The 12883-nt window shown below is 41.9% G+C and carries 11 protein-coding genes; 4 read left to right on the forward strand and 7 right to left on the reverse strand.

Features of this window, described 5'->3' with window-relative positions; genetic code table 11:
• The first annotated feature begins 39 nt into the window (after positions 1–39).
• From JWQ85_RS20975 to JWQ85_RS20990, 4 genes are all read left to right on the forward strand, one after another.
• Positions 40–3078 carry a GH92 family glycosyl hydrolase gene (locus JWQ85_RS20975; protein WP_299471479.1) on the forward strand — a complete coding sequence of 1013 codons (3039 nt, stop codon included), beginning with the start codon at positions 40–42 and terminating at the stop codon, positions 3076–3078.
• 10 nt (positions 3079–3088) lie between these two features.
• Complete coding sequence (locus tag JWQ85_RS20980; RefSeq protein ID WP_299471481.1) at positions 3089–3430, forward strand: TfoX/Sxy family protein; 342 nt, start codon at positions 3089–3091, stop codon at positions 3428–3430.
• Between the two features lie 54 nt (positions 3431–3484).
• Positions 3485–4045, forward strand: coding sequence for an AraC family transcriptional regulator (locus JWQ85_RS20985; protein WP_299471483.1), 561 nt, complete (start codon positions 3485–3487; stop codon positions 4043–4045).
• 78 nt (positions 4046–4123) lie between these two features.
• Positions 4124–4864, forward strand: a complete 741-nt coding sequence (locus tag JWQ85_RS20990) for a heavy metal-associated domain-containing protein (protein ID WP_299471485.1) — start codon at positions 4124–4126, stop codon at positions 4862–4864.
• On the opposite strand, the gene JWQ85_RS20995 is transcribed toward JWQ85_RS20990, so the two are convergent.
• The 7 genes from JWQ85_RS20995 to JWQ85_RS21025 all read right to left on the reverse strand — a co-directional run.
• A complete protein-coding gene (locus tag JWQ85_RS20995) occupies positions 4861–6174 on the reverse strand; it encodes an ATP-binding protein (protein WP_299471487.1) in 1314 nt (437 codons plus the stop codon). The genes JWQ85_RS20990 and JWQ85_RS20995 overlap by 4 nt on opposite strands.
• Complete coding sequence (locus tag JWQ85_RS21000; protein WP_299471489.1) at positions 6143–7516, reverse strand: sigma-54 dependent transcriptional regulator; 1374 nt, start codon at positions 7514–7516, stop codon at positions 6143–6145. Before JWQ85_RS21000 ends, JWQ85_RS20995 begins: the two co-directional genes overlap by 32 nt.
• Positions 7517–7533: 17 nt before the next feature.
• Entirely contained in the window at positions 7534–8712 is a 1179-nt protein-coding gene (locus JWQ85_RS21005; protein ID WP_299471491.1) for an FtsX-like permease family protein, read from the reverse strand.
• 29 nt (positions 8713–8741) lie between these two features.
• The gene (locus tag JWQ85_RS21010) at positions 8742–9983 is read right to left on the reverse strand and encodes an ABC transporter permease (RefSeq protein WP_299471492.1); all 1242 of its coding nucleotides are present in this window, start codon (positions 9981–9983) and stop codon (positions 8742–8744) included.
• A 23-nt stretch (positions 9984–10006) separates the two neighbouring features.
• A complete protein-coding gene (locus JWQ85_RS21015; protein ID WP_299471493.1) occupies positions 10007–10672 on the reverse strand; it encodes an ABC transporter ATP-binding protein in 666 nt (221 codons plus the stop codon).
• A gap of 24 nt (positions 10673–10696) precedes the next feature.
• On the reverse strand, positions 10697–12154 hold the full coding sequence (locus JWQ85_RS21020; RefSeq protein ID WP_299471494.1) for a TolC family protein: 1458 nt from the start codon (positions 12152–12154) through the stop codon (positions 10697–10699).
• A gap of 4 nt (positions 12155–12158) precedes the next feature.
• A partial coding sequence (locus tag JWQ85_RS21025) for an efflux RND transporter periplasmic adaptor subunit (RefSeq protein ID WP_299471496.1) occupies positions 12159–12883 on the reverse strand: 725 nt, incomplete at its 5' end.

Below are 12883 nucleotides of genomic sequence, written 5' to 3' on the forward strand. Positions count from 1 at the left end.
TAATCTTAGTATTTTGCGTGTTCCTAAAAACGTTTTTAAATGAGATTGATAGTTCGTGGTGTTGTAATTGTATTGGCCCTGTTTACCGCGTTTAACGCATCGGCACAAAAGAAAAAGAAAGACCTTACCCAGTTTGTAGACCCATTTATAGGTACCGGCGGGCACGGGCATACCTACCCGGGTGCGGTTGCCCCTTTCGGTATGGTGCAGTTAAGCCCGGATACCCGTTTAGAAGGTTGGGATGGCGTTTCTGGTTATCATTATACAGATAGTCTTGTTTATGGTTTTTCGCATACACACCTGAGCGGTACGGGCATTGCCGACCTGTGCGATGTGCTTTTTATGCCAACTACAGGCGAGCCTCAACTAAAAAATACCGACTACCGTTCCGGCTTTCAAAAAAAGAATGAAGAGGCCTCTCCCGGATACTATGCAACCCAACTGGATAAATATAATATTGGCGTTGAACTTACGGCAACCACTCGTGTTGGTGTACATAAATACGATTATAACAATGCCACCCAGGGCAATATCATTATAGATCTGCAGCACCGTGATGAGGTTTTAGATTCTTGGATAGAAGTAGTTAACGACCACGAGATACGGGGTTTTCGCCGTTCAAAATCATGGGCTACCGATCAGCACCTGTTTTTTTACGCCAAGTTTTCAAAACCGTTTAAAGCCTATGGTATAGCGTTAAATGACCAGTTACAGCAAGGTAAAAGCAAAGTACAGGGTAAAAATGTAAAAATGTTTATTCAGTTTGATGATCCTAAAGTGGTGATCTCCAAAGTGAGTATATCTTCGGTAAGTGCCGAAGGCGCTTTGAAAAATCTGGATGCTGAGGTGCCCGATTTTGATTTTAAAAAGGTAGCTAAAGCCGCCAAGCTCGCCTGGAACGAGGAATTATCAAAGATACAGGTTGAAGGTGGTGCGCCGGCAGTATCGCAGCAACAGCAAGCCAATGCGGTGTATAACCCTTACGGATACAATTCACCCGTACCACGCGGAAAAAAGAAAGCAGCGATACCAGATCATGCCAAAGAAAAGCAGATCATGTTTTATTCGGCCCTGTACCATTGTATGGTAGCCCCGAGTATCTATAACGATGTAGATGGCCAGTACCGCGGCCTGGATCAAAAGATACATACCGCAAAAGGGTTTAATTATTATACTGCATTCTCTTTATGGGATACTTATCGTGCCGAAAATCCTTTGTTAAACCTTATTGACCGCAAACGCACTTCAGACTTTATTAAAACCTTCCTCGCAGTTTATGAGCAAGGCGGTTTATTACCTATTTGGCCCCTGGCTACAACCGAAACTTATTGTATGGTGGGCAACCACTCTATCCCGGTAATTGTAGATGCTTATGCCAAAGGCATCCGTGATTTTGATGCAGAAGAAGCTTTTACCGCAATGAAGGCCGCCGTTAACCGTAACCAGTTTGGGTTGGATAATTACCGCAAAACAGGCGCTGTTAATTCTGATGTTGAGCATGAATCGGTGGCAAAAACACTTGATTATGCTATTGATGATTGGTGTGTTGCCCAAATGGCTAAAATGCTGAACAAACCACAAGATTATGCCGAATATATTAAACGGGCGCAATACTGGAAAAACGTTCATAACAACCAAAACGGTTTTATGCAGGCAAGGGAAAATGGTGGCTGGTACACTCCTTTTGAGCCTACCGAGATCAACAACAACTATACCGAAGGTAATGCATGGCAGTACAGCTTTTTAGTCCCACAGGATGTAGAGGGGCTGATAAAAAGCCTTGGCGGGAAAGCTAATTTCGAGACAAAGCTTGACGAGTTATTCAGCACTAATGCAAAGCTAAGCGGCCGCCAGCAGGATGATGTTACGGGTTTAGTGGGGCAATATGCCCATGGTAACGAGCCGAGCCATCATATAGCTTACTTGTACAACTTTACAAACTCGCCCGATAAAACCCAGTATTACGTAAACAAGATCTTGAAAGAGCAGTACAGCGCCAAATCAGATGGCCTATCGGGCAATGAAGATTGCGGACAAATGTCAGCATGGTATATCATGAGTTCATTGGGCATCTACAATATTGCCCCGGGGCAGCAGCAATATCAGATAGGTGTACCGCAATTTGAGAAAATGGTTATCAATCTGGAGAATGGCAAAAAATTCACCATACATAATCCGGGTGCTACAGTGGGGCGCGGTAATTTTTATGTACAGGGAATGAACCTGAATAAAAAGCCTTACAATAAATTATATATCGACTATGAGGATGTTGCTAAAGGCGGCGACTTTGAAGTGTTCACAGGTTCGCTTGCTAACAAACTGTTTATGCAGGAGCTGGAGAAACCAACTTCAAAGATCAGCGATGAACTGATCGTACCTAACCCTTACATTATATCGGGCACCAAAACTTTTAAGCAATCTATTACTGTTGAGATAGCTTGTGCCGATAGCCTGGCAAAAATATATTACACGTTGGATGGCACTATACCTACCTCGTCGTCTACCCAATACAATAAACCTATTGCTATAATGGTGAACACAACGGTTAAGGCTATTGCTGTTAAAGATGGTAAAAGCAGCTTTGTTGATGAAGCAACCTTCACGAAGATCCGTGGTGATATTAAGCTAACACTTACCAATAAATACCTGCCCAACTACTCGGCACAGGGCGATGAAACGCTGATAAACGGCATTCATGGAACGGCTAACTGGCGTTTGGGTAACTGGCAAGGCTATCAAAATAACGATCTGGAAGCTGTGATTGATTTGGGCCAGGTAAAACCAATAAAGCAGGTAAGTATTGGCGCCTTACAGGATAGCCGGGCATGGATAGTGTTCCCGTCTTCGGTGCAATACTGGTTATCTGACGATGGCAAGAACTATAAGCTGGCCGCGACTGTTAATACCAAGATCGATGTTAAGGAACTTGAACCTCAAACACAGCAATACACCGCGCCAATAAACAAAAAAGCAAGGTATATTAAGCTGATAGCCAAGCAATATGGCGCTTTACCCGAATGGCACGAAAGCAAAGGCAGCCAATCGTATATTTTTGCGGATGAGATAACTGTTGAGTAACAATATTTAAATGAAATACAGCGAGAAGTTGGCAAACAGGATTCGTGAAGCACTGGTTAATGCGCCTAATGTTGAGGAAAAACCTATGTTTGGCGGCCTGTGTTTTATGGTAGATGATAAAATGTGTATCTGCTGCACCCGCGGAACAGAAATTATGTGCCGTATTGGGCCGGATGAATTTAACAAGGCAGTAGAAAAACCTGGAACACGACCTATGGTGCATGGTGGTAGAGCAATGAAGGGTTATATATATGTAGATGAGACTGCCCTTACTAAAAAATCTGAATTTGACTATTGGATCAATACCTCCTTAGCCTACAATAAGATCGCGAAATCATCCAAAAAGAAGTAGCAATCTTTACATAGGCAACAGATAACGTACTCCCTGATTGCTTAAATTAGCTACGTGAAATTCTATATTAAAAACATGGTGTGCAGCCGTTGCAAAATGGTGGTGAAAAGCGAGTTGGAAAAGGTTGGGCTGCATCCCACATCGGTAGAATTGGGCGAAGTTGAAGTAAATGACGAACCTGATAAAAACACCGTACAGCAACTAAACGACAACCTTAAACTACTGGGGTTCGAGATAATAGACGACCGCAAAAGCCGCATTATAGAGCAGATAAAGAACGCCGTAGTTTCTCTTATCCATTATAGCGAAGAATCGCCAAACCTTAACCTGTCTGAATATCTCGCGCAGCAATTAAATTACGATTATGGATATCTCAGCAACCTATTTTCGGAAGTTGAAGGCAGCACTATCGAAAAGTATTTCATTGCGCAAAAAATAGAAAAAGTAAAAGAGTTGATGATGTATGATGAGCTAACCCTATCGCAAATTGCAAATCAGCTTGGCTACAGTAGTGTTGCCTACCTATCATCGCAGTTTAAAAAACAAACAGGTCTCACTCCAACCTTTTATCGTTCACTTAAACAGAATAAGCGCCGTAATATCGAAGACCTGTAAATGTTATAACTCAATCACGTAATTACGTAACATTATCCTTTTCGGCACCAATACCTTTGTGTTATAAAATTAAAAACCATGACACATTCGTATAAAATTACAGGTATGACCTGTACCGGCTGCCAGGCAAAAGTGCAATCACTTCTCTCAAAAATACCGGGTATTACCAGCGTAGATATCGACTTACAAAACGCCCGAGCTGATATCACCATGAGCCGGCATGTTGATACCCCGACTCTACAAGCCGCATTAGCCGATTATCCAAAATACAGCCTTACAGAGGCGCATCAGCATCATGCACCTGCGCAAACATTTGATTTTGATGAAGATGCAAAACGCCCCTTCTTTGAAACGTACAAGCCCGTGCTGCTCATATTTGGTTATGTGTTGCTGGTATCTGTGTTAGTTTCGGTAGTAGCTGGTTTTGACTGGATGACGGGTATGCGCATATTTATGAGCGGCTTTTTCCTGGTGTTCTCATTCTTTAAAATGCTTGATATTAACGGCTTTGCCGATAGCTACTCGATGTATGATATTGTAGCTAAAAAGATAAAGGCCTGGGGATATATTTACGTTTTTGTAGAACTGGCTTTGGGTTTAGCTTATGCCATTAATTTCAACCCGGTTGTTACTAATATTGTAACCCTTGTGGTAATGAGTATCAGCATTATCGGCGTATTGCAAAGCGTATTGAATAAACGTAAAATAAAATGTGCCTGCCTTGGCGCGGTATTTAACCTGCCCATGAGTACCGTTACAATTATTGAAGATGCCCTGATGATAGCCATGAGCGTAGTTATGCTCATTATAATGCTTTAAAAACTGATGGTAAAAGCAGTTTGCTTTTCGGCTATGGTTTTCAAAGAAAACTCGAAGCTATGATTAAGCATTATCTCGCGGACTAAAGTCAAGCCTATACCCTGCCCATCCTTTTTGGTGCTGTAAAACGGAGTAAACAGCTGCATACTTTGCTCATTGCTAATGCCTTTGCCATTATCAATTATCATTAGTTTACGATTGTGGATATCAACTATAAACTCTATAACGCCATTGTTTTCAATAGATTCAATGGCGTTTTTTACGATGTTTATCAATGCCTGCTCCATTTGCTGCACATCGGCCATAATGTAAAACGGCAGTGCCGGTGGTTCAAATATCAATTGAATCTGCCCCTCTTGAGCCTTTATCTGCATTAACTCAATTACCGAATTGAGCAGATTGTTAAGGTCGATTTGTTTTTTGTTAGCTTCGGGCAGTTTTACCAGGTCGGCAAAATTGCGCATAAAGTGGTTAAGGTTCTGGTTCCGGTCAAACGCTACCTGCAAGGCATTATTCAGTTGGTTATCCGTTTGGTGCTGCCACAATTCGCCGCTTTTTAACGCCGATTGAATAATGGAGTTTACCGGGCCAATGGTGTTGTTTACCTCATGCGCCATCATACGTATTACCTTACCATAAGTATTTTTTTCTGCAGCCAATATTTCTGCGGTCAGTTCTTCTATCATAATAAAATTACGATGGAAGCCACGGTCAATAAAGTGCGATTTCTGGAGTTTATAAGTTGTGATCCCGCTGAGCTTAACCGTTATGGTATCGCCTGCTTTTAAAAACTTTGTTTGTTTAAAAAGCGGGTGTTGTAGTTCGTTTATGTTATTACCTATCAGTTCTTTTTCGTCGAGGCCCAGTATCAATAGTGCCTTTGGGTTTAACTGCTGTATACAATCGTTATAATCAAGAATGATGATACCCGTTGGCGAGGTATAAATAAGCTTCTCCAGGAAAAAGTGCTGCTCTTCCTGTTGTGTGCGCTCGGTTCTTAACTCGTCTATCATTTTGTTATACACGTTTATCAGTTGATCTACCTCGTGCTTGCCGGTAGTTAAAAACTTAACATTAAAATCACGGTCTTTAAGTGCTTCAATCCCCTGCAAAAGCATTTTTATAGGGCGTATAAGCTGGCCATATAAACCAATGGCAATTACTAATGATATAATTATAAAAGCCTCGGATATGATAAAGAAGATCCGGTTCTCATTAAAAATGAAAAAGGTTAACCCAAGTGTTAACAGGTGCAATATGGTTACAAACAGGATGTATTTAGTCCTCAGCTTCATCGTAAGGTATCTCAAACTTATCTAACCTGCGGTACAATGCGCTGCGGGTTAACCCTAAAGCGGTTGCGGCCCTTGATACTTTGTTCTTATGATAAAGCATCGCCTTTTTTATCATCTCAATTTCCATTTCCTCCAGCGTTATAGTGCCCACCGCCGGTATACGGGCATCCCCCTTTTTAGCAGGCGCTTGTTCCAGTTGCGATTTAAAATCATCAATACCCAACTCATTGGTATTGCTAACCAATATAGACCGTTCTACCAGGTTTTTTAACTGGCGGATATTTCCCGGTAAAGGGAGCTGCTGCAGCCATTTCATAGCACTTTTTGATACAGTTAATTCGGGCCGGTTGTAGATCTGTTTAAGGTTATTGATAAAGAAGTTAACCAACAAGGGGATATCCCCCGGCCTGTCACGTAACGATGGCAGCGTAATAGTTATCAAGTTAATGCGATACAACAGATCTTCTCTGAATGTATTGCTATTTACCATTTGGCCAAGGTTTTTATTTGTAGCACAAACAATACGGACATCCACCGTTTTGGTGCGACTGCTGCCCAATACCTCATATGTCCTGTCCTGTAGCACGCGCAATAACTTAACCTGGCTGCTGGCATCCAGATCGCCTATTTCATCTAAAAATATGGTACCCTTATTCGCCAGCTCGAAACGCCCGGCCCTATCAAAACGTGCGTCGGTAAATGCCCCACGGATATGGCCGAACATTTCACTTTCAAACAACGAGGTTGAGATACCGCCCAGGTTTACTTTAATAAAGGGTTTATTTGCCCGCAAGCTATTTTGATGCACAGCTTCAGCGATCAGCTCTTTACCTGTACCGCTTTCACCCATTATCAATATAGATGCATCGGTACCGGCAACACGGCCAATAGTTTCCAGTATTTGCAGCATTTGCGGGTCTTCGCCAATAATATGCTGAAAGTTGTATTCCTTGTCCAGTTGCTTGCGGGTGCGGTTTACAACGCTTTGTTCCTGCAGATCAAGCAATGTTTTTACCGATTGGAGCAGATGTCCATTATCCCAGGGTTTATTAATGAAATCGTTAGCGCCCATCTTCATGCCCTGTACCGCCAGCGCAATACTACCCCAACCGGTAATTAAAATAACAGGTATTGTTGGCTCATCTTTTTTTATCCGCGCCAGCAAAGCCATACCCTCCTCGCCTGATGTACTGATAGAAAAATTAAGATCAAGAATGATCAGGTCTGGTGTGTTATCCTTAATTATTCTTAAAGCCTCAGCAGGTGTTTCGGCACCGGTCGCCTCATATTTTTGGCTCTTCAGTAGCAAAAGCAATGAGGTACGTACAGCAATATCATCATCAATAACCAGTATCATACAGTAAATCTAAATTATTATTCTTCATGTAAAGCAACTGCCGGTAAAATTGCCGCCGCCTGTTTGCCGGGGTATAACGAACATACCAGAACCAATAAGTAAATAAATATTACTGATAAAGCTATCGCGACAAGGTAAACACTTGCAGCCAAGCCAAATACGTTTAGTAAAGGGAACTGTATCGCAAAAAAGGTCCCGATTATTAAGGCCAGCGTAGCCAGTATCATAGATTCGGTAACCAATTGTCCTGATACCGAATTACCACTGGCACCTATTGCCCTGCGCAAACCTATCTCGCCTTTGCGCTTATTAATATTATACCAAAGAACACCAAATAAACCCAGGGCTACGTTAATGATCAGGAAACAAGCAACGATCAACAGTATCATCATGGGTATCAGCGTTGTGTTATTCATGGTTTTGCGTTTATCGGTTAGGTGCTCAATCTCAATACCCGAGTTATTTGAGTTACTCGCCATAAGTTTATACAAACGGCTTTCAAATGCTGCATCGGCTTTATCGTTTATCTTCACCAGTATCCTGCCACGCCCATCATTTGATGAGGTATCGATGCGCTCATACATAGCAAGACCGGCTTCCTGGTAATCGCCTTTGGCTTTAACATCCTGTACCACACCAATCACCGATCTTTTGCTACCCTCACCACCAATTTTTTCGCCAATGGCTTTTCCGCTGCCAAACAACTGCTGCCTTAACGACTGATTGATGATCGTCGGTTTTACCGTAGCGGCATCATCCTGTTTGCCAAACCAACGGCCTTCTGTTAGTTTCATACCCAAAACCTTATTATAAGTATCGCCGACAGTATAATAGTTAACACGGTTAACGTGCACCTTTTTATAATCCGCGTTGTTCATGTGCGTATTGGTAGAGAAAGGAACGTTAGAGCTGGCAAAACTCACCCCTTGTACCGGTGGCATGGCTTTTATATTACCTAACATGGTTTTGTAATATATATCTAAAGAATCTTTGTCCTTAATTTTCACATCACTCTGGTAGTTAATTACCCAAACGCGATCGTATTCAAAACCCATAGGTTGTTTAAAATTCTGGTAATAGTTCACTACTAAAGTGAACACAGCAAATATTACCATGAAGGATACGAATATCTCCGTTATGAGTAAAAAATTTTGCTTTTTTTTATTCCAGATCAGCTTAAATAAATGCTTAATCATAATATTTTTATTTTAAATGTTGATTGATGTTATTGCGCCTTCAAGGCATTAACTACGTTTAACCTGGACATACGCCACGCCGGATATACGCCCGACAGTAACCCAAATACCAAACAAGCCAGCAAGCTGCAAAACAGCACTACATAATTTAGGCTGAGGTTAAGGTTAGCTATCAGGCCCGAATTATTAATTATCTGCATAACAATTACTGAAAGTACTACGCCAATTATTCCGCCTAAAAGGGTCAGGATAATATTCTCAACTATAAACTGGTAAACTAAGGTTTGCGACGATGCACCAAAGGCCTTGCGCACACCGATCTCTGAAGAGCGTTCCATAATACGGGTGATGTTTATATTAACCAGGTTAATGGTAGGCAACAACATAAACAGGAATACAAATATGCTTAAGCCAATTACCAGCTTTGAGACACCTGAATTAGGGCCATCGCCAAGTATCACCCTTATTAAACTTGTAAAATAACTATCGGCAAAGCTGTAGAGATGGTCAAATTCCTTGTCGGGAATTTTAATACGCGATACCATGTTTGTATATTCCTTTTGCATTTTGGGAAGGTCGTTAGCAGATTTTGCCAACAGTATGCCCGAGAAATTCCCGTTAAAGCCTTGGTCTTTTTTGTAATCGTTTTTTGACACGGTATAGGGCAGGTACATATCACCGTACATCATCATTTGCGTAATGGGTACATTTTTAACCACCCCACTTACACGGTATTTAATATTATCAGCCTCGATATACTTACCCACTACGGATAGGGCATCACCAAAGTAAGCCTTTTTGGTATCCTCAGATATCACTGCAACTTTTTCGGCATTATCTACCTGTTGTTTGCTAAATGGCTTACCTTCCAGGAAATCGTAATCCAAAACCTCCCAATAATCGGCATTGGTAAACTTTAGATTGATAGGTACTTTTTTGTTGTTCACGTAAGCGCTCGAAAAGTCGAACATGGACGAAATTGCTACCTTTTCTGGCGTTTTTAAACTCTTGGCATAATGATCCAGGAAATAAAACGAGTGTGGGCCCTTGGTCATAGCGCCGTTTTTAGAGCCTGTCATTTCCATGTTCAGGATGTATAGGGAGCGGTCGCGTTTTTTATCCGGATAGTTTGAATTACCAACTTTATCAATAAAAGCGGTTAATACCATTAGCACGGTAAGTGTAAAGCTGATGCCAAACAAGCTAATAAAAGTAAAGAACTTTCTGCGTTTGAGCACCGCTAGGGCTATTTTGAAATAATTTTTTAACATGATCTTTGTTTTAGGTTGATGAATTATTGAACCTGCGATCCGTCAAATAACCTAACCAAACGGTGGGTTTTTTGCGCCATGCTTTCATCGTGTGTAACCATTACTATGGTTGTACCCTCGTTACGGTTAAGCTGTAACAGGATGTCCATTATTTCGTTACCCATTGCACTATCCAGGTTACCGGTAGGCTCATCGGCCAGTATAATTTCGGGGTTACCAACAATAGCACGGGCTATGGCTACACGCTGGCGCTGCCCGCCTGATAATTGCTTAGGAAAGTGCTTTAAGCGGTTACTTAGCCCTACCTTTTCTAATGCTTCGGTCGCAAGCCTTCTTCTCTCCTTTGCTGTAGTATCGCGATACAACAAAGGCAGCTCTACATTATCTAAAACCTGCAGGTCGCCAATTAAGTGATAGCTTTGAAATATAAAGCCCAGCTTTTGGTTACGGAACTTGGCCAGCTGTTTATCATTAAGACTGTGAGTTGTTTGGTCGGCTATGTTGATACTCCCTTTTGAAGGCATATCAAGCAGGCCCATAATGTTTAGCAAAGTACTTTTGCCGCAGCCCGACGGGCCCATTATAGATAAAAATTCGCCTTTGGCAATGTCAAGATTAATGGCATTAAGGGCCAGTGTTTCAATAGTATCTGTACGATATACTTTTTGAATGTTTTGCAGTTTTATCATGTGAGTTAAGTTATAATTATGATTCTATTTATATGTTATTTTTTGATTTTTTTCAAAGTCGTAAAGCGACAGGTAGCGTAGTTGATAGTAAGCCCCCCAAAAGTCGCGCAGGGCGGCAACATAATCGCGTTTGGCACGGTCATTTTCCTCAAAAGCAATACTCAAGTCGGTAATACTCAAATCGCCTAATACGTATCTCTCACGGGCTATCTGGTACTTTTCTGATGCAATGCTGTCTGCCTGCGCGGTAAATACCAGTTGGTCTTTCATCATATTAAAAAGTGTTACCTGGGTTACAATTTGCTGCCTAAAAGTTTGCTTATCCTGCTCAACCGCATACTCGGTAAATTGCTGGTTTGCCTGCGCGGTTTTTACGCGTGATTTTGATCGCCCCCAATCCAATACCGGTATCGAGAATTGTAATTGCAGTAGCTGCTGGTTTTGCGGCGATTTGTAAACGTCTAAAATTTTAGGCGAGCTGTTAGAAAAACCCAGGTTAGCGGTAAGGGTTGCAACCAATCCGCTTTGCCCCTTTGCTTTAGCTACATCCCTTTTGGCCTCGGCTATCCGGCGTATAAAAGCGATAGCGTCAGATCGGTTCTCAAAGGCTTCTGCCAGTACTTTATCGGCAGATACATTCATGTTGATGGACGAACCCGGCAACTCTAATGATATTTTATCATCACCTTCTACCCCTGTATAACTGCGCAGGGTTAAGGTGGCAATTTCCATATCGCGCTTGGCTGTACCTACAGCTTTTTGTGCGTTCAATTGTTCCAGCTGTAGTTGTAGGATCTCGTTTTTTGATACCTTACCCAAGTCAAATTTCACATTAGCTATCTTCAGTATCTTTTTTGTGTTGGTATAATTGGTTTCAGCTATTTGCAGGTTTACCTGTGCCAGCAGCAGGTCAAAGAAGTAGCCGCTTACCGTATAAGAGATCTGCTCCTGCGATTCGATATACACCTGTTTACTTTCGTTAAACTTTAGCGGCTCTATCTTTTTATCCCACCTTAAAGAATTGTATTGAAATAGTGGCTGACTGTACCCAATAGCATAGGGTACACCGTTATACAGCACATTATTTCTGTCGAAATCATAAAAGCGCTGCATTTGGGTGGTACCATAAACGGTACCGCCGGTTGCCGTAATGGTTTGGCTAAAGTCCATTTGTAACGATGAGTTATCGTTATGGATCGGCTGGAATAATATGGTACCATTGGGCTGTAATACTTGTGTATAGGTTTTGCTATAGCCCGGCAAAATGCCTGTTAATGATAGCTGTGGCTGATAGTTAGACTTAAAAGTACGCCACTCCCAATATTTGGTTTCGCGAACAGTAGTGGCTTGTTTGGCGGCTATCGAATTCTGTTTGGCCATTTCTACCACCTGCTGCAAACTAAGCCGAAGGGTATCGGCACCACTGCCGCAGTAAGCAGCAGTACCGATGAATAGCAATATAATGAGGTATAGGTATTTCATTGCATTAGTTTTTAATAGTGAGCTCGTTTGAATTTTTGTATTCGCTCATATCCGATGTTATTACTACATCTCCTGGTTTTAAGCCATCTTTTATCTCTACAAAATCAAAATTGGTAAGGCCAATGTGTACTGTCCTTTTCCCGGCTTTATTTCCATTTATTACAAACACATCCTGTGCAGATGCCCCTTTAAATGCCGGGCCATTTGCCACACGCATAACGTTATTATGCAGTTCTGTTACCAGGAATACGTCTACCTTCATATTTGGGCGTAACAGTTTGTTATTGCGTTCGTTCAGCTGTACATCAAAGGTTACAATGCTGTTTTGTATAGATGGGTACACATTAGCCACATGACCTTTCATCTGCGCATCATTTATGCGGATAATAACCGGCATGCCATTATGTAGCTGATCCATATAATTATCAGACACGCTGCCGTTAACCTTAAAACTGCCCAGATCAGCAATGCGCGCCAGTGATTCGCCTTCCCTTACGGTAGCGCCAATATTTTTATTTATCCAGGTAACAACCCCGGTGCGAGTGGCAATAATGTTGGCCAGGTTTAGCTTGCGTTGCAGTTCGCGCAGGTCATTCTCTTGGATGGCAAGGGCAATCTCCGCTTCCTTTATTTCTATCTGCATGGTTTGCTGCTTGCTTTTTATCTCGTTCTCCAGCTGCTTCTTTTCCAGTTGGGCAACCTTCAGGTTTAGTTCGGCTTGTTCAATAC

The sequence above is a fragment of the Mucilaginibacter sp. genome (genome assembly GCF_028288105.1).
In the GTDB taxonomy this organism is placed as follows: Bacteria; Bacteroidota; Bacteroidia; order Sphingobacteriales; family Sphingobacteriaceae; genus Mucilaginibacter.